The organism is Streptomyces sp. NPDC017095, from assembly GCF_044332325.1.
Classification (GTDB): domain Bacteria; phylum Actinomycetota; class Actinomycetes; order Streptomycetales; family Streptomycetaceae; genus Streptomyces.
The window spans coordinates 389,020-411,940 of record NZ_JBIROU010000007.1; the positions used below are offsets into that span (position 1 = coordinate 389,020).

Sequence of the window (22,921 nt, forward strand, 5' to 3'; positions counted from 1 at the left end):
TTCATGGCGCAGTGGACCTCGGCGGTGGGGGCCGCCCAGCTCGCCCGGCTCCTCACCTCCCAGCAGGACCGGCCGGCCGGGCCCGGCACCCGCCGGCCGCCGGCCTACCGCGCCCTCGCCGACGGCGTCCGACTGCTCGTGCTGGAGGGACGCGTCCCGGTGGCCGCGCGCCTGCCCGCCGAGCGCGAACTGGCCCTGGCCCTCTCCGTCAGCCGCACCACCGTCGCGGCGGCCTACGAGGCGCTGCGCGGCGAGGGCTTCCTGGAGTCCCGGCGCGGAGCCGGCAGCTGGACCGCCGTACCGGCCGGCAACCCGGTCCCGGCACGCGGCCTGGAACCGCTGCCCCCGGAGGCCCTGGGCTCGGTGATCGACCTGGGCTGCGCCTCGCTCCCGGCGCCCGAGCCGTGGCTCACCCGGGCCGTGCGGGGCGCCCTGGAGGAACTGCCGCCGTACGCCCACACCCACGGCGACTATCCGGCCGGGCTGCCCGCCCTGCGCTCGATGATCGCCGAGCGCTACACCGCGCGGGGCATCCCCACCATGCCGGAACAGATCATGGTGACGACCGGTGCGATGGGTGCCATCGACGCGATCCTGCACCTCTTCGGGGGCCGGGGCGAGCGGATCGCCGTGGAGTCGCCGTCGTACGCCAACATCCTCCAGCTGATGCGGGAGGCGGGCGCCCGGCTGGTCCCGGTCGCCATGGCCGAGGGTCTGTCCGGCTGGGACATGGACCGCTGGCGGCAGATCCTGCGCGAGTCCGCGCCGCGCATCGCCTACGTGGTCGCCGACTTCCACAACCCCAGCGGCGCGCTCGCCGACGAGGACCAGCGGCGCCGGCTGGTGGACGCGGCCCGCTCGGCCGGCACGGTGATCGTCGCCGACGAGACGATGACCGAGCTGTGGCTGGAGGAGGAGTTCCGGGACGGCGGCATGCCCCGGCCGGTGTGCGGCTTCGACCCGGCCGGCTCCACGGTGATCACGGTCGGCTCGGCGAGCAAGGCCTTCTGGGCGGGCATGCGCATCGGCTGGGTGCGCGCGGCGCCGGACGTCATCCGCAGCCTGGTCGCCGCGCGGGCCTACGCCGACCTGGGCACGCCGGTGCTGGAGCAACTGGCCGTGAACTGGCTGTTCAGCACGGGCGGCTGGGAACAGGCGGTCGAGCTGCGCCGCGCGCAGGCCCGGGACAACCGGGACGCCCTGGTGGCGGCGGTACGGCGGGAGCTGCCCGACTGGGAGTTCGAGACCCCGCGCGGCGGTCTGACCCTCTGGGTGCGCGCCGGCGGCCTGTCCGGGTCCCGGCTCGCGGAGGCGGGGGAGCGGGTCGGCGTCCGGGTCCCGTCCGGACCGCGCTTCGGTGTCGACGGCGCGTTCGAAGGCTATGTGCGGCTGCCGTTCACCGTCGGCGGGGCGGTGGCGGACGAGGCGGCGGCCCGGCTCGCCGCGGCGGCCCGCCTGGTGCGGTCCGGGGCGGTGGGCGGCGCGGAGTCGCCCAGGACGTTCGTGGCGTAGAGGACAGCACCCCGAACGCCGGCCCGACACCACGCGGACGGCCCCCGAGCGCCCCCGGCCGGCAGGCGTCCGGTCGCCGGTGCGCGGGGGGCCGTTCCGGCTTTCAGGTGTCCGGCCGCCGGAACGTGGGGGGCCGTTCCGGCTTTCAGGAGTCCGGTCGCCGAAACGCGGGGCGCCGTCCCGGTCCTCGGGCGTCCGGTCGCCGGAACCCGGAAGACCATCCCCGGCTGTCGCGCGCCCGGCCGGTTGCCGGAGGCGGTGGCCGCCGGTCAGCTCTCGGCCGCCAGAGCGCGTGCGGCCACCGGTGCGGCGGCCGGCTCCGTACGGACCTCGACGTGCTCCGTACCGGCCGGCTCCGGTTCCCCGGTCTGCCGTTTCGACAGATCCGCCGGTTCCGCGCCCGCCACCGTGCCCCGCGCGGGCAGCAGTTCCAGCACCGCCTGCCGGTCGGCGTCGCTCGTGGCGTCGTCGTACGGATCGGGTGTGCGCGGCACCTGGAGCCGGTGCACGGGTCCGGACCCCAGCCGCGCGTACCCGCGTCCGGGCGGCACCCGTCCCGGCGTCGTGGTGTGCGGCGGCACCCCGAGCACCGCCTCCGCCTGGGCCGCGGTCGCCGGGCCCAGCACCACCCGCGCGCGCGTGTGCTGCCGTACCGCGTCGCCGAGCGCCTCCGCGCCGTCGAACTGCTCGGCGACGACCACCGTGACGTTCGCCGCGCGGCCGTGCCGCAGCGGCGCCTGGAGCAGCGTCTGCGGGTCCCGGCGGCCGTCCGCCGCCGCGAGGTGGGCGAAGACGCCGGGCCGGTCCAGCAGGAGCCAGAGCGGGCGCCGGGTGTCCTCGGGCGGCGGGTCGCCCGCCTGCCGGGCCAGGTTGACCGCGATGAGCCGTCGCTCGGTCTCCCGCGCGGCCCACTCCAGACTGGCCAGCGCCCCGGCGAGCGAGCACTCCACGGCCAGGACGCCGTCCCGGCCGGTCAGACACGCGTACTCGCCGGTGCCGCCGCCGTCCACGACCAGCACATCGCCGTGCCGCAGGGCTTGCAGGGCGATGGAGCGCAGCAGCGTGGACGTGCCGCTGCCGGGGTGGCCCATGGCCAGCAGGTGCGGCTCGGTGGAGCGGATGCCGGTGCGCCAGACGACCGGCGGGACGTCGACCCGCTCCTCGCCGTAGGAGAGCGGGAGCGTGCGCTGCACCTCGCTCGGGTCGGTGTAGCCGAGGACGGTCTCGCCGGGCGCGGTGACGAAGCGCTGGGCGGGGATGTCGGCGGGCAGCGGGGCGAGGGCGGTGACGGTGAGCTGGTTGCCCTCCTCGTCCCACGCGAAGTGGTACTCGCGGCTGCGCCCGGCCTTCGCGGTGAGCAGCCGCTCGATCCGCGCGCGGGACTCCGGCAGGCCGTCCGGGAAGTACGCCGGATAGCGGATCACCAGGTGGCCGACGCGCCCGGCGTCGTCGAAGCCCTGGTCGGCGAAGACCTTGTCCCACGCGCCGCCGTGCGCGTACAGCGGTGCCGGGTCCTCGGGACTGGAGAAGTACGGCACGAGGGCCTCGTACAGCGCCTTGAGCCGTTCGGTCTGGGCCGCGTCGGGTCCGTCGGACGCGGCCGGGGAGCGGTCCCGGCCCTGCCAGGCCGCTGCCGCCATCACGGTGACGACGGCGAGCAGCGGCCCGTACGGCACCAGGGCCACGACCAGGACGAGGGAGGCACCGAGGAACAGCAGCGGCCCCCGTCTGTCCTGGGGCGTCTGTGCCCACCTGCGCCGGCCGGCCGAGGCCAGCAGGCGCAGCCCGCGCGCGACGGTGATCAGCGGGTGGAGGACGTCGGTGGCGCTGTCGGCCGCCGTCCGGGCCAGTTCCCTGCTCCGGGCGATCTGCGTCCGGGCGATCTGGGCGCTGTCCTTGCTCAGGATGCGGGGGAGAGGACGCCGGGCCACTGCTGACTCCTGTGGGTGCGTGCGGGCGGTACGGGCGGGGTCAGAACTTGATGCCGCCGAGGAGGCTGGCCAGGCTCTCGCCGCCCGCCTTGATGCCCGGGGCGATGCCTGTACTCGACAGGTAGAACCCGAACAGGGCCGACACCGTGGCGTGGGAGCCCTTCAGCCCGTCCTTGCGGAAGAACAGGAAGACGACGGTGCCGAGCAGCAGCACGCCTGACAGGGAGAGGATCATTTGGGGCCTCCTGGTGTCGAAGGTGGGGGACAGTCACCATGAGTTCTTCCAGGATCACAGCATGTATCCATACGATTAAAGGTGCAACCGGGTGGAAAACGGAGAATTCACCCCATGCGGGGGAGTGGTCAATGCCCGGTTGACCAGGGCTCTTGCCCGGGGCAGGGTGCGTTGGTGATCTTTACCTCGGGCACATCGGGTCATGTACCGCGCGAGCCAGTACGCTGGCGATTCACCCGTACGGCTGCGTTCCGCGCCCTGCCGTACGCTCACCCAGTCCCCAAGCAGTCCCCAAGCAGTCCCCGAACGCGCAAGGAGAGGCGGTCCGGCCGATGAGTGAAGCCCCCGACCCCGAGGTCGTGGAGCTGGCGACCAAGATCTTCGATCTGGCCCGGCAGGGACAGACGGAGGCGCTCGTGGCGTATGTCGACGCGGGCGTTCCCGCCGGCCTCACCAACGACCGCGGCGACTCCCTGGTGATGCTCGCCGCCTACCACGGCCACGCCGACGCGGTGCGCGCGCTGCTCGCCCGCGGCGCGGCGCCGAACCAGATCAACGACCGGGGCCAGACCCCGCTCGCGGGCGCCGTCTTCAAGGGCGAGACGGACGTGATCAAGGCCCTCCTGGAGGGCGGCGCCGACCCTTCCGAGGGGACGCCGTCGGCCGTCGACACGGCCCGCATGTTCGGCAAGACGGAACTGCTTGAACTGTTCGGCGCGCACTGAGCCGAGCGTCCTGACCAGCTACGACACGGAAAACGGGGGAGGCGGTACGGGGCCGCCGGAAATACGGTCGCGGCGGCACACAGCGCGGGTCATCATGACGACGTGATTCACGGACGGGATGGCCGGGCAGGTGTTGCCGCGCCGCGCGGGCCGTGAAGCGGTCCGCATGGGCCACCGACGAGAGGCAGAGAGAGATGGTCTACAGCAAGCATGAGACGGCGGGCCCTCCGACGTTGTGTCAAGCGGCCAGGTAACGCGTGTGCCCCGGTTGCTTCGACGCTTGATGTGAGGCTGTTTCCCATGTTCGATCCGGTCATAGCGCCCAGCGGTACGCTGCTCGGGCTGCTCCAGCGCGGCCGTGGTGACGGCACGCTGCACGCGCTCACGGCCCCGCGCGCCGAAGCGCTCGCGGCCCTGAACCACTGTGTGCTGCGCGACCCCCGCCACGACTGGCAGGTGGAGAACCGCTCCCTCTACTACGCCCGGCTTTTCCTCGACCTGAACGGCGGCCTGGACGCCGTACGCGCACACCTCTTCGACCCCGAGGACATCCTCGACACCGACGAGTCCCGCACCGGCCTGGCCCTGGCCGTCCTCGGACACCTCGCCTCCTACGGCCGGCGGGACGCGCTCGCCCTGCTGCGCCGGTACGCCGCGCAGGGCACCAACTGGGCCTGGGCGCTGGACGAGCTGGCGCTCAGGGACGACGACGCGGGCCTGCGCGCCCTCGCCGCCCCGGTCCTGGCCCGGTTCACCACGGACGCCGAGGGCGAGGCCGAGCTGGCCGCCGCCGTACGCGACGCCTTCGAACCCCGGCCCTGGCGGCTGTGGGCCGAGGACCCGCGCCCGTCGGTCGCCACGCGGGTGCGCGCCGCGCAGGAGACCGGCTGCTTCGACCGCTGGCAACGGCAGATGCGTCCCGCCGGCCCCCGGCCCGGCTGGAGCGTGCGCGCCGTCTTCGAGTGGGCCCAGCAGGGCCTGGAGCGCGGCGCGGCCCTCCATGTGCCCGCCGCCCGCTGCCTGGCCGCCGTGGCCGGCCCCGAGGACCGGCCAGAGATCCTCCAGGCCGCCCGGTCCGGCACCGACGGAGCCCGCTGCACCGCCCTGCGCTACCTCGCCGACGGCGCCGACCCCGACGCCCTCGCCCTGGTCGAGGCGGCGGTCGCCGACGGCACGGCGGTCGTCGTGGAGGCCGCCGTCGACGCCTTCGAGCGGATGCGCGGCGACGCCGCCGTGGCCCGCGCGCGGGCCTGGGTCCGGCGCCCCGACGCGCTCGGCGCCGCCGCCGGCCGCGTGCTCGCCTGCCGGGGCGGTCTGGGCGACCGCGACCTCGTCCTCACCGCGCTCCGCCAGGCCGTGCGCGCCGAGGGACCGGACGCGCCCACCCTGTGGACGCTCGTCGACGGCGCCGGGCGCCTCGGCATCGCCTGCGCGGCCCCCGTCCTGCGGCACGTCTACCGCGAGACGGCCTCCTCCCACCTCCGCGGCCGCGCCGCCCGCGCGCTGGCCGCCACCGACCCCTCCTTCGCCGCGGGCTTCGCCGTCGAGTGCCTGTGGGACTGCGAGGAGAGCACCCGCGAACTCGCCGCCCGGCACGCCGAGACCGGGGACACCCGGGTCGTGGAGCGCCTGCGCCGCCTGGCCGCCGATCCGGCCGAGGAGGACGAGGTGCAGACCGCGGTACGCAGCCGCTTCGGACCCGACGCCGCCCTCGGCTGAGCCCCCGCCGGCGCCCGGCCCCGTGTCGGCGGGCCCTTGCGCGCATCCGGCACGGGCGGACGACCGCCCGGCGGGTGAACCGCGGGTGACCCGCGGATGGCCCACGGGTCAGGCCGCCATGACGACGGCCTGACCCGGCCGACCCCAGGCCCATGGGACGTTCCCCGCGCGGAGAGACGGGGTCTCCTGGCTGTCGGCCAGGAAGCGCCCGGCCCGGCCCCGGACGCCCTGGAGACGCTGCCGCGGCGGACTGCGGCCGGACGTTCACGGACGCCGTGGGCCTCCTCCTGAGACGTAGCCAGCGGCACGCGCGCGTGCGGGGCGTTTCGGCTGGACGGTGTCCGTGACGGCCGGTCCTCGCGGCCCACGGCCCCCCCGCCCCGGCCTGCCGTAACGGGAGCTGAGCATCCTTGTGGCCTGCCCGGCAGGCGCCCGGAGCCGTCGTCGGGCTCAGCGGCGCCGTACCGGCACGAAGCGCACGCGTGTCCCCGGCAGCGCCTGCGCGGCGGCCGGCAGGTCGGCGGCGCGGACCACGGCGATCACCGGATAGCCGCCGGTGGTCGGATGGTCCGCGAGGAACACCACCGGACGCCCGTCCGGCGGCACCTGGACGGCCCCGAGGACCATGCCCTCGCTCGGCAGCTCACCGGCCCGGGCCCGCTCCAGCGGCGGCCCCTCGGTGCGCAGCCCGATGCGGTTGCTCGCCGCGGAGACCCGGTACGCGCGCGTGGTGAGGTCCCGCACCGCCCGCGACGTGAACCAGTCCGCACGCGGGCCCAGCGTCACCCGGAGCACCAGCTCGGCCGGCGGACGCGGCTGCGGGGCGCCGTCCACGCGCGCGGGAGGGCCGGCCGGGGTGCCCAGCGGCAGCACCATGCCGTCCGCGAGCGGGGCCGGGCCCAGGCCGGACAGCAGGTCGGTGGCGCGGCTGCCGAGGACCGGCTCCACGGCGACGCCTCCGGAGACGGCCACATAGCCGCGTACGCCGGCCGTGGCCGCGCCCACCTCCAGCAGCTCGCCCGCCGGCACCACGACCGGCGCGCCCCACGCGGCCGGGCGGCCTCCCACGGTCACCGGGCCGGGCGCGCCGCCGACCGCCACCGTCACCGTGCACCGCGGGCGCAGCGCGCAGCCGCTGAGGGTGGTCTCCAGGACGGCGGCGTCCGGCGGGTTGCCGACGAGCCGGTTCACCAGCGCCGCCGCGGGCGGGTCGAGCGCTCCGGAGCGCGGCACGCCGAGATGCGCGTACCCCGGCCGGCCACGGTCCTGCACGGTGGTCAGCGCCCCGGCGCGCACCACGACGAGCGTACGGTCGGTCATCCGTCCTCCCCGGCCACGATGCGCCCCGGCACGCCGCCCGCGCGCGTGCGGACCGCCGTCCCGCGCGGGACCGCCGGCCGCCCCGGCACCTGCCGCCGCCCGGTCACGCGTCCTCCACCGGTACGAAGCGCACGCGCGTCCCCGGTGCCAGCAGCGCGGCCGGGACCCGCCTGTGGTCCCAGAGCACCGCGTCCGTGGTGCCGATCAGCTGCCAGCCGCCGGGCGAGGAGCGCGGGTACACGCCCGTGTAAGACCCGGCCAGCGCGACGGCACCGGCGGGGACCGCCGTGCGCGGGGTGGCGCGGCGCGGGACGGCGTAACGGTCCGGCAGCCCGGTGAGATAGCCGAAGCCGGGCGCGAAACCGCAGAAGGCCACGGTGAACTCGGTGCCGGCGTGGACACGGACCGCCTCCCGCTCGCTCACTCCCCAGTGCCCGGCGACCACGCCGAGGTCCGGGCCGTCGTAGCGCACGGGCAGTTCGACCAGCTCGCCCGCGGGAGGGGGCGCCGGCGGCATCCGCGCGGCGGTCAGTTCCGCCGCCCAGCGGGCCGGGTCGGCCAAGCCGTCGAGCAGCACCGTGCGGGCCGCCGGGACGATCTCCCGGACGGTGAGCACGCCCGCCGCGCGGCGGGCGCGCAGCTCGGCGTGCAGGGCCTGCGCCTCGGCTCCGGAGGAGACCTCGACGAGCAGCGCGTCGTCGCCCACGACCAGCGCCCTCACGCGAACGCCTTTACGCGCACGCCCGCCGCCACCAGCCGCTCGCGCACCCGGCGGGCCAGGTCCACCGCGCCGGGCGTGTCGCCGTGCAGGCACAGCGACCGGGCGCGCACCTGGATCCGCGCGCCGGAGTGCGCGATGACCGCGCCCGAGCGCGCCAGGCTCACCGAGCGCTCCACGACGGTGTCCGGGTCGGTCACCACCGCGCCCTCCCGGCCGCGCGGCAGCAGCGTGCCCTCGTCGGTGTACGCCCGGTCCGCGAACGCCTCCGTGACGGCCGGCAGCCCCGCCTCGGCGGCCAGCTCCAGCAGCCGCGAGCCGGGCAGGCCCAGCACCGGCAGCGAGGCGTCCGCCAGGCGCACGCCGTCGATCACCGCGCGGGCCTGCTCCGCGTCGTGCACCACCCGGTTGTAGAGCGCGCCGTGCGGCTTGACGTACGCCACGCGCGCCCCCGCCGCCCGCGCGAACACCTCCAGCGCGCCGATCTGGTAGGCCACCTCGGCCGCCAGCTCGGCGGGCGGCACGTCCATCGCGCGCCGCCCGAAGCCGGCCAGGTCCCGGTAGGAGACCTGCGCGCCGATCGTCACCCCGCGCTCGGCCGCCAGCGCGCACACCCGGCGCATGATGACCGGGTCCCCGGCGTGGAAGCCGCAGGCCACGTTGGCGCTGGTGACGACGGACAGCAGTTGCTCGTCGTCGGTCAGCCGCCAGCGGCCGAAGCCCTCGCCGAGGTCGGCGTTGAGATCGATCGGGGCGGGGGAGGTGATCGCGTTCATGGGTTCTCGTGTCTCCGGTTCTCGGCCCGCCGCCCGTACGGCGGGCGCGGTACGGCGGACGTCGTCTGGCGGCAGTCGTACGGCAGGTGTCCCGCGGCCGTTCTCCACGATGGCCGGTACGGCGTGCCGCGTCACGCCAGGTCCGTCCCGCGGGTCTCCGGCAGCCCCAGCAGGGCCAGCGCGGCGAGGCCGTAGCCGAGGGCGCCGAAGACCAGCGCGCCGCCGACGCCCCAGCCGTCCGCGAGGAAGCCCACCAGGGTCGGGAAGACCGCGCCCACCGCGCGGCCCGTGTTGTACGTGAAGCCCTGTCCGGTGCCGCGCACCGCCGTCGGGTACAGCTCGCTCAGGTACGAGCCGAAGCCGCTGAAGATGGCCGACATGCAGAAACCGAGCGGGAAGCCGAGCACCAGGAGCAAGGTGTCGGCGCCGTGCGGGAGGTTCGCGTACACCAGGACGCACACCGCTGACAGCAGCGCGAACAGCCAGATGTTGCCGCGCCGGCCGAGCCGGTCCGTGAGCCGGCCGCCGGTGAGATAGCCGAGGAAGGCGCCGGAGATCAGCAGGGCCAGGTAGCCGCCGGTGCCGACCACCGACAGGCCGCGCTCGGTCTTCAGGTACGTCGGCACCCAGGTCGCCAGCGTGTAGTAGCCGCCCTGCACGCCCGTCGAGAGCAGACTCGCGAAGAGCGTGGTGCGCAGCAGGCCCGGTACGCCGTCCCGGTCCGGCCGGAAGATCGCCGCGAAGGAGCCCCGGCGCGGGTCCTGTTCCCGGGCCGCCGTCGCCGCGGGCGCGTCGTGCACCCGGCGCCGCAGCCACACCACGAACAATGCCGGCAGCGCCCCGGTCCAGAACATCACCCGCCAGGCCAGGTCGTCGCCGGCGAAGGAGAAGACCAGCGTGTAGACGACCGCCGCCAGTGCCCAGCCGACCGCCCAGGCGCTCTGGACCGCGCCGAGCGTGCGCCCCCGGTGGCGGGCGCTCGCGTACTCGGCGACCAGGACCGCGCCCACCGCCCACTCGCCGCCGAAACCGAGGCCCTGGAGGGCGCGGAAGACCAGCAGTGTCCCGTAATCGGGCGCGAAGCCGCAGGCGACGGTGAAGACGGCGTAGGTGATCATGGTGATCATCAGGGCGCGGACCCGGCCGACCCGGTCCGCGAGCACGCCGGCCGCGGCTCCGCCGACCGCCGAGACCACCAGTGTCACGGTGGTGAACAGGCCGGTCCGGCCGCTGTCGAGGCCGAAGTGGGCCGCGAGCGCCACCATGCTCAGCGGCAGGGTGAAGTAGTCGTAGGAGTCCAGGGCGTATCCGCCGAACGCTCCGGCGAACGCGCTCCGGCCGCGCGGGCCGAGGGCGCGCAGCCAGCCGAACGCGCCGTCCTCCTCGGCCCGTTCGGCACCCGGCGGCCGCACGCCCGTGGACGGCGTGGAGCGGGGCGGTGGAGTCGTGCTCATGGGCACCTCGCAGAGGGGGACGGAGGGTGCGGGGAAGCGAGCCGTGCGGAGCACCGTAGAGGATCGTTCAACGATCCTTCAATACCCATGTTGTTTCGTTCCGGGGTCTGCGATTGAATTCCGGGCATGGCAGAGCAGCTGACGGGACTGGCCGGCGACCGCTTCCTCCTGGGTCGCACCAGCACCGCCGAACGGGTCGCGGACATCCTCAGGAGCCGCATCTCCGACGGCTACTTCCCGCCCGGCACCCGGCTGTCGGAGGACGGCATCGGCGGGGCGCTCGGCGTCTCCCGCAACACCCTGCGCGAGGCGTTCCGGCTGCTCACCCACGAACGCCTGCTGATCCACGAACTCAACCGGGGCGTGTTCGTCCGGGTCCTGACCGTCGAGGACGTGGAGGACATCTACCGCACGCGCTCCCTCGTCGAGTGCGCCGTCGTGCGCGGCCTGGGCGCACCGCCGTACCGGCTGGGCGGGCTGGTGTCGGCGGTGGAGGACGGGCGGACGGCGGCCGCGGACCATGACTGGAAAGGGCTGGCCACGGCCAACATCCACTTCCACCGGGAACTGGTCGCCCTCGCCGGCAGTGAACGCACCGACGAGCTGATGCGCGGCGTCTTCGCCGAACTGCGCCTCGCTTTCCACGTCGTGGACGACCCGCGCGGCCTGCACGAGCCGTACCTGACCCGCAACGGCCGGATCCTCCAGGCGCTCCAGGCCGGCAACCGCGCCGGCGCGGAACGGCTCCTGGAGACCTACCTCGCGGACTCCCTGGAACGGGTCGTCGCGGTGTACCGGCGACGGGTGGGCGAGGACCCGGCAGGCTCCTGTTGAGCCTCTGTGACGGGCGTCGCTTCTGAGCCGTTTGGGCCGATGTCGGACCCAGGACCTAGTCTGTGCACCGTGACTTCGCCTGCATCGACGGAACGTGTTCCGCCCCAGCTCAGCGCGGGCGCGCGCCCGGCGCCGGGTCCGGCCGCCGACGAGGGCCTGGCGCGCCGGCTGCGCGCGCTCGCCTGCACCGCGCCGCTGCACGACCTGGACGTGCGCAAGGCCAACCTGGCCGGCGCGTACTCGGTGTACGGGATGGCGGAGGTGGCGCTGGCCGCCATCGACCTGGTCACGCTGAACATGGACTTCGACACGGGCGCCGACCACGAGCAGATCGTGGCCCGGCTCGTCCCGCGCGTCGCCGCCCAGGCCCCGAGCCGGCCCGCCGCCGAACACGAGCGCGTGGCCCGCTGGGTGCTGGAGAACCTGATCAACGTCGGCAGCGTGGACCGCGGCTTCCGCGCGGTCTACGGCACCTTCGCGCAGGACGGCACGTACGTCCGCCGTGACTACGACTTCAAGCTGATCGAAGAGGTCCCCGGCCCCGGCGGCACGGTCTATCTGCGGACGACGGACGAGGCGGTCAACGTCCTGGTCGGCGCCCTCGACACGGACGTCACCAGCGCCCAGATCGCCGCCGAGGTCAAGCTGGAGGTGCTGATCAGCCGCGGCCGGCTCGCCGACGCCCAGCTCGCCGCCGAGCAGGCCCGCTACCGCACGGTGCAGTACTCCGAGACGCTCCGCCGGGCCCTGGAGGCCACCCGGCGCAACGTCCGCGCGGTCGACTGGCTCAACGCCGTGCCCGACATGATCGCCGAGGCCCTGGACCACGTGGCCGAGCGGTACCGCCACGAGAACGCCATCCTCACCAACATCCGCAAGGCCCGCGACGAGACCGAGGAGCCCGAGCACAAGCGCCGCGCCGCCGAGCTGGTCGACATCGTCAAGGACTGCATCCGGCGCCACACCCAGCTCCAGTCCCGCCTGCTGGAGGCCGGCCCGCTGTTCCGCGCCGAACAGGACCGGCAGGCCTTCGCCACCCCGGCCACGACCTCCGGGACCGACCTCTACGGCCATCTCCTCGCCCCCGTCCTGCCGCTGCCGCTGGCGCACGCCATCCGGGTCACGGACGCGTTCTTCGCACGCGGCACGGGACCGCGTACGCCGGTGGCGGTGCGGGTCGGCGACCTCGTCGACATCCTGCTGACGCCGCCCGTGGAGCGGGAGCACCTGGGCGCGGAGATGCCCGAGCCCGACCTGATCGCGACGCCGGACGACAGCAGGTTCAGCGAGGAGCAACTGGCCGCCGCCACGGAGCTGCTGGACCTGCCGGCCGACGCGCCCCGGAGACTGTCGGGACTGCTCGCCGAGGCCCGGCGCACCGGCGATCCCGACCTGGCCTACCTGGTGGCGCTGCTGGCGGTCCACGCGGCCAGCCCGCCCGTCGGCACCGCCTACCGGCAGGGCGAGGAGAAGCTGCTGTTCGCCGTGGACGACGGGACCGAGCTGGACGATCCCGAGTTCGGCGGGGCGGACCTCATCGTGGGGACGGCCCTGCTGGACGCCGCCGGGATGGCGGCCGACCGGACGGAAGCAGCATGAGTGAGCACGACCGCGACAAGGAGCCGAACCCGTGACCGAGCACGTCGAGTGGAGCGAGGCGGAGACATCCGTCCCGTCGGCGCCCTGCGCCGTCACCCCCGCCGACGCCGCCGACGCGGCGCGGCTCGTCGCCTTCGGCCTCCAGCCCAAGCTGGCGCCCGCGCGTGACCAGGAGTACACCGAACTGCTGCGCCGCTACCGCGACGACCCGGCGTTCGCCCGGCTCGCGGACGCCGTGGCCGCCGGCCTCGGGCTCGTCGTGCTGGAGGTGTCCCCGCGCGCGGGCATGGCCGTGACCGCCGCCGAGGACTCGGTCTTCGCCGTCCGCATGGGGGACTACGCGCGTCGCACCGCCGCCGACTCCGGTGACCGCTTCCTGCACGGACTCGCCCATCTCGCGGTCGCCGCGCTGGCGTTCCCGCGCCCCGAGGACCTCGCCGACGACGCCTACATCGGCCGGGTCACCGTCAACGGCGTCGACGCCTTCGTCCGGCAGGCCTGCCGCCGCCTGGAGGAGCGCGCCGAGGAGCGGGGCGAGAACACCGACCCGGCGACGGACGCGCCCGGCCTGGAGGCCGCCTGGCGGATCTGGGCCAGGCGCAGCGCCACCGGCGCCACCAAGGACGCCCGCCGCCCGGCCGCCTCCACCACCGGCATCGTGGCCAAGGCCCTGGCCTTCCTCACCGACTCGGGCTTCCTCCAGCGCACCGGCGACGACAGCGGCGGCACGTACCGCACCACCGCCCGTTACCAGCTCCAGGTCCGCGACATGGCCGCCAGCGCCGCCCTGGCCGAACTGCTGGAGCTGGGCGTCGTCCCGGTCACCGACGGCACGGCCTCCCTGCTGCCCGCCGAGGACACCGACGACCTGGACCTGGTGGCCGACGCCGGGCTGCCGTTCCACTCCTGACCCCCCACCACCGCCCCCCGCCGCAAGAACACTGACGAGAGTCCGCCATGTACGAGCTGTCCCGGGTCCGCCTCTACTCCATCGGTCCCGCCGGTGCCCGCTATGCCGACACCGTGCTTGACCTGCGGGGTGTCGGCGAGCCCGTGCCCGACCCGGCGCCCACGCAGGCGGAGTTCTTCGCGGACGAGCCGTCCGGCCCGCCGCGCCGGCCCGCCCCCGCCGGCGTGCTGTTCCTGGAGAACGGCGGCGGCAAGTCCGTCCTGCTCAAGCTGATCTTCTCGGTGATGCTGCCGGGCCACCGCAACACCCTCGGCGGCGCCAGCTCCGGTGTGCTGCGCAAGTTCCTGCTCGCCGACGACTGCGGCCACGTGGCCCTGGAGTGGCAGCACGTGCAGACCGGCGAGTGCGTGGTCGTCGGCAAGGTCAGCGAGTGGCGCGGCCGGCAGGTCTCCAACGACCCGCGCAAGTTCGCCGAGGCCTGGTACTCCTTCCGGCCCGGCCCCGGCCTGAGCCTGGACAACCTGCCGGTCGCCGAGGCCACCGCCGTACGGCCGCCCGTCGAGGGCGCCTCCGGCGCGCACGGCCGCCGCCGCACCATGAAGGGCTTCCGCGACGCCCTCATGGAGGCCGGCAAGGCGTACCCGCACCTGGAGGCGCACTGGGAGGAGACCCACGAGCGCTGGACCGAACACCTCGGCGACCTCGGTCTGGACCCCGAACTCTTCCGTTACCAGCGGGAGATGAACGCCGACGAGGGCGAGGCGGCCGGCCTCTTCGCGGTCAAGAAGGACTCCGACTTCACCGACCTGCTGCTGCGCGCGGTCACCGACACCCGGGACACCGACGGCCTCGCCGACCTCGTCAGCGGCTTCGGCAGCAAACTCGGCCGGCGTGCCGAGCTGATCGCCGAACGGGACTTCACCGCCGGCTCCGCCGACCTGCTCGGCCGGATCGTGGAGGCGGCCGACGCCCGGGCACGCGCGCGTGACGTCCACGCGGGCGCCGAACGCCGTACCCGCGCCCTGGCCCGGCGGCTGTCCGCCCGGGCCGTACGGGAACGGGTCCGGGCCGCCGACCTCGCCCAGCGGGTCACCGCCGCCGCCTACGCCGTCACGCACTCCGAGGGCGCCCGGGAGCGCAGCGGTCTGATCGCCGCCGAACTCGCCTACCGCCACGCCTCGTTGGCGCTGGCCGCCGCCGAGAAGTCCGCCGCCGCGCAGAAGCGGGAACTGGCCGACGCGCGCACCCTGCACGCCGCCTGGCAGGCCGCCGAGGCCGTCCTGCGCCACCGGGCCGCCGCCGACCGCGTCACGCGCGTGGCCGCCGCCATCCAGGAGGCCGAACGGGACGCGGCACCCGCGCTCGCCGCCCGCGCCCGGGCCGCCGTGGACCTCGTACGGGCCCTGCACGCCGCCGCCGACAGCGCCGAGACCCTCGCCAACGAGGAGGAGGAGCGGTCCGCCGCCCTCCAGGAGGTCAGCGACCACGCCTACCGGGACTCCACCGCCGCCGCCACCGAGGCCCAGCGGGCCCGCAGCGAGACCGGACATCTGCGCCAGCGGCTCGCCGAGGTCGAGCAGGAGACCGCCGAGGCGGTCCGCGCCGGCTGGCTGGACGACAGCGCCCCGGACGCCGACCCGGCCAGGGCCGCGCTCGCCGCCAGCGACGCGGAGAAGACCGCGGTGGCCGCCTGGGACGCGGCCCGCGAGGCCGCCCGCAAGGCCACCGAGCACGCGCGCGAGGCGGCGTCCGCCGAGTCCCGCGCGGAGCTGACCGCGGCCCGCGCGGCGGACGCGGCCACGGCCGCCGGACGGGCGTACGAGGCCGAGCGGCGCCTCGCCGAGTCGCTGGCCGCCGAAGAGCGCCTGGCGGAGCTGCTGAGCCTGCCCGGCGCGCCCCGCGTGACGGTGCCGGGCCCCCGGACCGGCGCGGACGACGGCACCCCGGCCGCCGGGGACAGCCCCCGCACCAGCACCGGCACCGCGCTCACGGCCGAGGAACTCGACCGGTTCGCCGACGAGTTGCGCGAACTCCTCGACACGTCCGTGTCCGCCGCCGAACGGCACCTCTTCGACCTGCGCACGGCCGCCGCCGACGACGCCCGCATCCTCGGCGCGCTCGGCGACGGCGGACTGCTGCCGCCCGGCCCGGACGTCCTGGCCACCGTCGAGTTCCTCGGCGAGCACGGCATCCCGGCGCTGCCCGGCTGGCGCTACCTCGCCCAGGCCGTCGACCCGGCCGACCACGCGCGCGTGCTCGCCGCCCGCCCCGAACTGGTCGACGGAGTCGTCATCACCGACCCGGACACGCACGCGCGCGCCCGGGAGGCCCTGGCCGACGCCGCCCTGCTGCCCCGCTCCGCCGTCGCCGTCGGCACCGCCGCCGCCCTGCTCGCCCCGCCGCCCGCCGCGGACGCCACACCCGGTGACGTGTTCCTCGTGCCGCCGAACCCGGCCATGCACGACGAGCACGCCGCCGACGAGGAACGGCAGGCACTGCGCGCCCGGGCCGCCGAGCGCGACCAGGAGATCCGCGTCCTCGCCGGCCGCCTCGGCAAGGACCGCGAACTGGCCGCCCGGCTCGCCTCCTGGCGCACCGGCTGCCCCGCCGGCCGCCTGACCGAGCTGGCCCGGGCCGCCGAGGAGGCCCGCGCGTTCGCTGAGGAGACCGAGGCCGAACTCGCCGAGGCGCGCACCGAGCGCGCGGAGGCCGAGGAGACCGCGGCCGAGGCCGTACGGCTCCGCGACGAACGGCAGGAGGCCGCGCAGAAGGCCCGGCGTGCCGCCGACGCCCTCGCCGGCCTCGCCTTCCGGCTCCGCGAACGCGCCGGCTGGCAGGCGAAACTGCGCGAACTCGCCGACGAGGCCGCCGAGTCCGAGGCCCGCGCGCAGACCTGCCTGGAGCGCGCCCGCGCCGCCGACGAGGACCGCCGCGCCGCCCAGCGCGCCGCCGACGACGCCCGCCGCACCGCGCGCGCCCTGCGCGCCGAGCGCGCCGAGATCGCCGGCGCCCCCGACGACGTACCCGAGGCGGACGCGGACGCGCCGAAGGCGTCCCTGCCCGCCCTCCGCGAGGCCTACCGGGCCGCCTCCCAGGTGTACGAGAAGGTCGGCGTCGGCGCCGACCTGCGCGCCGAGCAGGCCCGCGCCGAGAGCGACGAGAGCGCCGCCCGCGCCGAACTGGACCGGCTCAGCAACAAGGTCCGCACCCGCGCCGAGCAGCTCCTGCAGTCACCCGACGGCTCCGACGGACCGTCCCGGCAGGCCGCCGCCGCGCGCGCGGAGGAGCTGGTCCAGCTGCTGGAGACCCGCGTGTCGACCGCGAGCGAACAGCTCGGCCGGCTGCGCGGCGAGGCGGAGCGGCACGCACCCGAGGACGCCGAGGCGCACACCGAACTGCCCGGGGAACTGCTCCCGCGCGACGCCGAGCACGCCCAGACCCTGCTGCGCACCGCCACCACCGAACTCGCCGCCCGCACCGAGGCCCTGGCCGAGGCCCGCGCGGCGCACGCGGAGCTGCTGGCGGCCCACCGCGCCGCCGAGGACGCGGCCGGCGGCTTCGACGAGATCGCCGCCATGCTCCGCGACCTGCTGCGCGAGCAGACACCGGAGGAGGAGCAGGAGGAGCCGGAACCCTACCCCGGCACCCTGGAGGAGGCCCGGCACTCCGCCGCCGAGGCCCGCCGCTCGCTGCGCGGCTGCGCCGCCGACCTGTCCGCCGCCGAGGCCGCCGTGCGCGAGGCGAGCGACATCCTCGTCCGGCACGCCAACTCCACGCGCTACGAGCAGGTCCGCACCCCGGCCCGGCAGCAGATCCGCGAACTGCCCGCCTCCGCGCTGCCCGAGCACGCCCAGAAGTGGGCGGACGCGTTCGCGCCCCGGCTGCGCGTGCTGACGGACGAGCTGGCCCAGCTGGAGCGCAACCGCGACTCGATCGTGGACCGGCTGCGCGGACTCGTGGAGTCCGCCCTGGCGACCCTGCGGTCCGCGCAGCGGCTCTCCCGGCTGCCCGAGGGGCTCGGCGAGTGGTCCGGACAGGAGTTCCTGCGCATCCGCTTCGAGGAGCCCGACCAGGCCACGCTCACCGAACGGCTCGGCGAGGTCATCGACGAGGCCACGCGCGCCGCCGTGAAGAAGAACTCCGACCTGCGCCGCGACGGCATGTCGCTGCTGCTGCGCGGAGTGGCGGCGGCCCTCCAGCCGAAGGGCGTGGCCGTCGAGATCCTCAAGCCCGACGCCGTGCTGCGCGCCGAGCGCGTCCCGGTCGGCCAGATGGGCGACGTGTTCTCGGGCGGCCAGCTGCTCACCGCGGCCATCGCCCTGTACTGCACGATGGCCGCGCTGCGCTCGAACGACCGGGGCCGGGACAAGCACCGGCACGCCGGCACGCTGTTCCTGGACAACCCGATCGGCCGCGCCAACGCCACCTACCTGCTGGAGCTGCAGCGGGCCGTGTCGGACGCGCTGGGCGTCCAGCTGCTGTACACCACCGGTCTCTTCGACACCACCGCGCTGGCCGAGTTCCCGCTGGTCATCCGCCTGCGCAACGACGCCGACCTGCGGGCGGGCCTGAAGTACATCCGGGTGGAGGAGCACCTGCGGCCCGGTCTGCCCCAGCCGCCGCAGGCCGGGGAAACGGTGCACAGCGAGATCACGGCGACCCGGATGTACAAGAAGCCGGCGCCGAGCGCTTCGTAACGGGCATGGGGGCGCGGTGCGCGGTCGCGCGGTGCGCGACGGCCTCCGGGGGCCCGCGCCAAGTCCTCCGCCGAGGGCAGCGCCGCTGAGCGCGGCCGGGTCCGCGTCGCCCGGCCGGGACCGCGCCGTCCGGCCGGGGTTCCGGCGCCTGACCGCCGGTCAGAAGCCGTAGCCCCGGCGCCGGGACAGCCCGGCGCCCGCCGTGTCCGCCGGGCGCGGCACACCGGCCCCGGGTGATGCCGGGCGCGGCACAGCGCCGGCCCACGGCCGGGAGGAAGGGCGGGTCAGGGGTGCGACAGCTGCCCCGCGCCGCCCCTGCGGCGTATCCGCTCCTGCTCCCGCTCGGCCGTCCGCTCCTCGCGGCGGCGGGCCCGGCGTTCCCGGCGCAGCGCCCGGGCCGTGCTGCTCGGCTCCGACACCACGCCGTACCGCTGGTTCCACACCTGGCGGGTCACCCACACGTCGACCGCCGCCCAGGTGGCCACCACCGTGCTCGCCACGCCGCTGATCACCATGGGGAACGCCAGCCAGGAGCCCGCCAGCGTGCACAGGAACGCCACCATCGCCTGTATCAGCGTCACCGCGATGACGAGGACGGCCCGCACCGCCGCCGCCCGCACCGGATCGGGCAGCGGATGCCGGCGCGCGGGCTCCTCCACCCACAGCGCCCGGTGACTCTGCCGCGGTCCGCCCCCGGCGGACCGCCCGCCGCGTCCCCCGTCCGCGGCGCCGTGCTCCGGCGCCGTCCGCTCCCAGCGCGCCCCGGGGCGCACCGCCACGCTCTCCTTGGGCGCCTCGCGCCGCTCCGCCGTGCCCGTCACCGTGTCACTCCCCACCGCCGGCAGACCGCTCGCCCCGGCGTCCGAAGACCCCGACTCCCCAGTGGCTGCCCGGCATGCGCTCTTTTACGCCGCCGGAACGCGGGACGCGGTCTCTGTGGCCCATACCGCCCCCATATCCCATAGAGAAGGACGAACGAGACCGCCCGAAGATTCCCACCTGCCGAAAAAATCCGGCCAACCCCCTGGCGATGGAACCGACACCGGCCGGATTTCGCCCTTCCCGGTGCGGTGGCAATCTCCCCCCATGGCGGGACAACTCGCCATCTCTCGCCTGCGGTGCGGAAGTTCACCTTCCAGTCGTGTCTTCGAGTTAACTGTGAGGCGGTAGTAGGCTCGCGCCGTTTGCTGACGGACATGAGCACCCCCGGCCGGCGGGGGGCGAGCTGGGGGAGGCCATGCGCTTTCGCGGGAAGTCCATCCGCCGGAAGATCGTGGCGCTGCTTCTCGTGCCGCTGCTGTTCCTGACCGCCATCTGGGGTTTCGCCACGGTGCTCACGGGCCGCGAAGTGGCCCAGCTGTTCCGGGCGACCGATGTCGTCGAAGACATCGGCTATCCCACCGAGGACGCCGTCCGCGTCCTGCAGCAGGAGCGCCGCCAGAGCCTGGTCTACCTCTCCGACCCCCGGGCCTCCGAGGTGCTCTCCGCGCTGCACCGCACCCGCGCCGCCACCGACCGGGCGATCGGCGAGATCCGCGGGCACGCCAAGGACCGCGAGTTCCGCTCCGGGCTGGACACGGACGACAGCGAGCATCTGACCGCCGTCCTGGACGCCTTCGCCGGCCTCGGCTCGCTGCGCCGCAGCGTCGAGGAGGGCACCGTCACCCGGGCTCAGGCGCTCGACCTCTACAACCGCCTCGTGGACCCCTGCTTCGCGCTGCTCGCGGCCCTCGACGGCATCGACGACGTCGAAGCCGACAAGGAGGCCCGCGCGCTGGTCAACATCACCCGGGCCCGCGAACTGCTCTCCCGCGAGGACGCCCTGCTCGGCTCCGCCCTCGTCGTCGGCCGGCTCACCCACGACGAGACCCGTGATGTCTCCGACCTCGTCGCCCAGCGCACGCTCCTGTACACCATCAGCCTCCCGCTGCTGCCCGCCGCGGAACGCGAGCGCTACGAACGCTTCTGGAAGAACGCCGCCACCGCCCCGCTGCGCGCGGCCGAACGGTCCGTCACCGCCTCGGACTCCGGCACGCCCCGCGGGGTCTCCGCCAAGAGCTGGGACTCCGCCGCGGCGACCGTCCTGAACGGACTCGGCACCCTGGACGACCAGGTCGGCGACCGGTTCCAGGACCGGATGCGCCCCGTGGCCGTGGGAGTCATCGTCCAGGCCGCCGTCGCGGGCCTCCTTGGGCTGGTCGCCCTCCTCGTCTCCGTCGTGCTCTCCATCCGGGTCGGCCGCACCCTCATCCGCGACCTGCGCCAGCTCCGTCTGGAGGCGCACGAGGCGTCCGGCGTCCGGCTGCCCAGCGTGATGCGCCGGCTGTCCGCGGGCGAACAGGTCGACGTCGAGACCGAGGTGCCGCGCCTGGAGTACGACAAGAACGAGATCGGCGAGGTCGGACAGGCCCTCAACACCCTCCAGCGCGCCGCCGTCGAGGCCGCCGTCAAACAGGCCGAACTGCGGGCCGGCATCTCCGAGGTCTTCGTCAACCTCGCCCGGCGCAGCCAGGTGCTGCTGCACAAGCAGCTCACCCTGCTCGACAGCATGGAGCGCCGCACCGAGGACACCGACGAACTCGCCGACCTGTTCCGCCTGGACCACCTCACCACCCGGATGCGCCGGCACGCCGAGGGCCTGGTCATCCTCTCCGGTGCCGCGCCCTCCCGGCAGTGGCGCAGGCCCGTACAGCTGATGGACGTCGTCCGCGCCGCCGTCGCCGAGGTCGAGGACTACGAGCGCATCGAGGTCCGGCGGCTGCCCCGGGTCGCCGTCACCGGACCCGCCGTCGCCGACCTCACCCATCTCGTGGCCGAACTCCTGGAGAACGCCACGGTGTTCTCGCCCCCGCACACCGCCGTCCAGGTCGTCGGCGAGCGGGTCGCCAACGGCTTCACCCTGGAGATCCACGACCGGGGGCTCGGCATGACGGCCGAGGCCCTGCTCGACGCCAATCTGCGCCTCGCCGAGACGCCCGAGTTCGAGCTGTCCGACACCGACCGGCTGGGCCTGTTCGTGGTCAGCCGCCTCGCCCAGCGCCAGAACGTCCGGGTCTCCCTCCAGCCGTCGCCGTACGGCGGCACCACCGCCGTGCTGTTCATCCCCGACGCGCTGCTGACCGACGACGTCCCGGACACCAACGGCATGGGCTTCCGGCTCGACCGGGAGCGGCCGGCGAAGGGCACCGAGCAGGCGCTCGGCCGTACCGCCGGACGGTCCCCGGCGCCGCTGCAACTGCCCGGCCTGCCGACCTCCCTGCTCGACGGTCCGGTGGAGCTGGAGGCCCCCGTCGATCTCGACACGCTGGACGACTTCCCCGGCGCCCTCCCGGACGAGGACAGCGAACGCGGCGGCCTGTTCCGCCCCCGCCGGTCCCGGCCGGACGACGACGAGCTGCCGCCCGGCTTGCCGGCACGCGACGGGACCGACGACCACGGGCCCGCCCCGCTGCCGCGGCGGCAGACGCCCAAGCTGGTCAGCTCGCACGGCAAGCCCGTCACCGACCAGCGCTCCCGCCGCGGCGAACCGGCCCCGGGACCCGCCGCCGGCCCCCGGGACACCGGCCCCGGCGAACCGGCCCCGCTGCCCGCCCGCCGCCGCGGCACCGCCGCCCGGCGCCCCGCCGCGCTCACCGACCGCGCCGAGGACCGCGCCGACGACCGCGCCGCGCCCCCGGCCGACAGCGCCCGCGAGGCGCCGGAACCCCCGGAGCTGCCCCGGCGTACCCGGCCCGGAAGGCCCGGCACCGGCGGCCCGGCGGACACCGCAGCGGCCCACGACGGCGGCGGAGCGCCCGCCGGCGGCCCGGCCGCGGAACCGGACACCATGCCGCTGCCCCGACGGGTACGCCAGGCCAGCCTGGCCCCCCAGCTCAAACAGGACACCGACCGGCGCGCCGACAGCGTGACGCAGCCCGCCGACCGCGACGCCGACGAGGTCCGCAGCCGTATGGCCTCGCTCCAGCGCGGCTGGCAGCGCGGCCGGGAGGAGAACGCCGCGGGCGACGGGGCCCGGGACGGCGCAGCACAAGGAACGACTAAGGGGGACGGTCGATGACCGCACCGAAGGCCACCGGCCACACCGCGACCAACAAGGGGGAGCTGAACTGGCTCCTGGACGACCTCGTCGACCGGGTCGCCAGCATCCGCAAGGCCGTCATCCTGTCCGGGGACGGCCTGGCGACAGGGGCCTCCACCGACCTCACCAGGGAGGACAGCGAGCATCTGGCCGCCGTGGCGTCCGGCTTCCACAGCCTCGCCAAGGGTGTCGGCCGGCACTTCGACGCCGGTGGCGTCCGGCAGACCGTGGTCGAGCTGGACGGCGCCTTCCTCTTCGTCACCGCCGCCGGCGACGGCAGCTGCCTCGCCGTCCTCTCGGACGCCGACTCCGATGTCGGACAGGTCGCCTACGAGATGACGCTCCTCGTCAAGCGGGTCGGCGTGCACCTGGGCACCGCCCCGCGCACCGATCTGCCCGCCGGCGGGTAGTGA

At 75.5% G+C, this 22,921-nt stretch carries 16 protein-coding genes; 9 read left to right on the top strand and 7 right to left on the bottom strand.

Going from position 1 to position 22,921, the window contains the following annotated elements; genetic code table 11:
- Positions 1–3 precede the first annotated feature (3 nt).
- Entirely contained in the window at positions 4–1,512 is a 1,509-nt protein-coding gene (locus ACH4OA_RS17090; RefSeq protein WP_397969566.1) for a PLP-dependent aminotransferase family protein, read from the top strand.
- A gap of 269 nt (positions 1,513–1,781) precedes the next feature.
- Here ACH4OA_RS17090 and ACH4OA_RS17095 read toward each other — a convergent pair whose 3' ends face one another.
- Positions 1,782–3,443: a hypothetical protein gene (locus ACH4OA_RS17095; protein ID WP_397969568.1), complete on the bottom strand. Its 1,662-nt coding sequence runs from the start codon at positions 3,441–3,443 to the stop codon at positions 1,782–1,784.
- 40 nt (positions 3,444–3,483) lie between these two features.
- Positions 3,484–3,678 carry a hypothetical protein gene (locus tag ACH4OA_RS17100; RefSeq protein WP_397969569.1) on the bottom strand — a complete coding sequence of 65 codons (195 nt, stop codon included), beginning with the start codon at positions 3,676–3,678 and terminating at the stop codon, positions 3,484–3,486.
- Between the two features lie 332 nt (positions 3,679–4,010).
- On the opposite strand from ACH4OA_RS17100, the gene ACH4OA_RS17105 reads away from it, so the two are divergent.
- The gene (locus tag ACH4OA_RS17105) at positions 4,011–4,403 is read left to right on the top strand and encodes an ankyrin repeat domain-containing protein (RefSeq protein WP_397969570.1); all 393 of its coding nucleotides are present in this window, start codon (positions 4,011–4,013) and stop codon (positions 4,401–4,403) included.
- A gap of 300 nt (positions 4,404–4,703) precedes the next feature.
- Entirely contained in the window at positions 4,704–6,122 is a 1,419-nt protein-coding gene (locus tag ACH4OA_RS17110) for a HEAT repeat domain-containing protein (RefSeq protein ID WP_397969572.1), read from the top strand.
- A gap of 450 nt (positions 6,123–6,572) precedes the next feature.
- On the opposite strand, the gene ACH4OA_RS17115 is transcribed toward ACH4OA_RS17110, so the two are convergent.
- The 4 genes from ACH4OA_RS17115 to ACH4OA_RS17130 all read right to left on the bottom strand — a co-directional run bounded on the left by ACH4OA_RS17115 (position 6,573) and on the right by ACH4OA_RS17130 (position 10,390).
- Entirely contained in the window at positions 6,573–7,442 is an 870-nt protein-coding gene (locus ACH4OA_RS17115; protein WP_397946523.1) for a biotin-dependent carboxyltransferase family protein, read from the bottom strand.
- Positions 7,443–7,545: 103 nt separating this feature from the next.
- The gene (locus ACH4OA_RS17120) at positions 7,546–8,163 is read right to left on the bottom strand and encodes an allophanate hydrolase subunit 1 (protein WP_397936818.1); all 618 of its coding nucleotides are present in this window, start codon (positions 8,161–8,163) and stop codon (positions 7,546–7,548) included.
- Positions 8,160–8,936: a LamB/YcsF family protein gene (locus ACH4OA_RS17125; protein WP_397969574.1), complete on the bottom strand. Its 777-nt coding sequence runs from the start codon at positions 8,934–8,936 to the stop codon at positions 8,160–8,162. The genes ACH4OA_RS17120 and ACH4OA_RS17125 overlap by 4 nt, the downstream gene beginning before the upstream one ends.
- Positions 8,937–9,067: 131 nt before the next feature.
- Entirely contained in the window at positions 9,068–10,390 is a 1,323-nt protein-coding gene (locus tag ACH4OA_RS17130; RefSeq protein ID WP_397969575.1) for an MFS transporter, read from the bottom strand.
- A 126-nt stretch (positions 10,391–10,516) separates the two neighbouring features.
- Here ACH4OA_RS17130 and ACH4OA_RS17135 point away from each other — a divergent pair, with 126 nt between their 5' ends.
- From ACH4OA_RS17135 to ACH4OA_RS17150, 4 genes are all read left to right on the top strand, one after another.
- Positions 10,517–11,224 carry a GntR family transcriptional regulator gene (locus ACH4OA_RS17135; RefSeq protein WP_397936814.1) on the top strand — a complete coding sequence of 236 codons (708 nt, stop codon included), beginning with the start codon at positions 10,517–10,519 and terminating at the stop codon, positions 11,222–11,224.
- Between the two features lie 69 nt (positions 11,225–11,293).
- Positions 11,294–12,823: a hypothetical protein gene (locus ACH4OA_RS17140; protein ID WP_397936812.1), complete on the top strand. Its 1,530-nt coding sequence runs from the start codon at positions 11,294–11,296 to the stop codon at positions 12,821–12,823.
- A gap of 31 nt (positions 12,824–12,854) precedes the next feature.
- Positions 12,855–13,733: a hypothetical protein gene (locus ACH4OA_RS17145; RefSeq protein WP_397936811.1), complete on the top strand. Its 879-nt coding sequence runs from the start codon at positions 12,855–12,857 to the stop codon at positions 13,731–13,733.
- Positions 13,734–13,780: 47 nt separating this feature from the next.
- Entirely contained in the window at positions 13,781–18,430 is a 4,650-nt protein-coding gene (locus ACH4OA_RS17150; protein WP_397969577.1) for a hypothetical protein, read from the top strand.
- A gap of 284 nt (positions 18,431–18,714) precedes the next feature.
- On the opposite strand, the gene ACH4OA_RS17155 is transcribed toward ACH4OA_RS17150, so the two are convergent.
- Positions 18,715–19,251, bottom strand: coding sequence for a hypothetical protein (locus tag ACH4OA_RS17155; RefSeq protein WP_397969578.1), 537 nt, complete (start codon positions 19,249–19,251; stop codon positions 18,715–18,717).
- Positions 19,252–19,667: 416 nt separating this feature from the next.
- Between ACH4OA_RS17155 and ACH4OA_RS17160 the strand changes: the two genes are divergently transcribed.
- Both ACH4OA_RS17160 and ACH4OA_RS17165 read left to right on the top strand, forming a co-directional pair.
- On the top strand, positions 19,668–22,487 hold the full coding sequence (locus tag ACH4OA_RS17160) for a nitrate- and nitrite sensing domain-containing protein (protein ID WP_397969580.1): 2,820 nt from the start codon (positions 19,668–19,670) through the stop codon (positions 22,485–22,487).
- Entirely contained in the window at positions 22,484–22,918 is a 435-nt protein-coding gene (locus ACH4OA_RS17165) for a roadblock/LC7 domain-containing protein (RefSeq protein ID WP_365875437.1), read from the top strand. Before ACH4OA_RS17160 ends, ACH4OA_RS17165 begins: the two co-directional genes overlap by 4 nt.
- Positions 22,919–22,921: the final 3 nt, after the last annotated feature.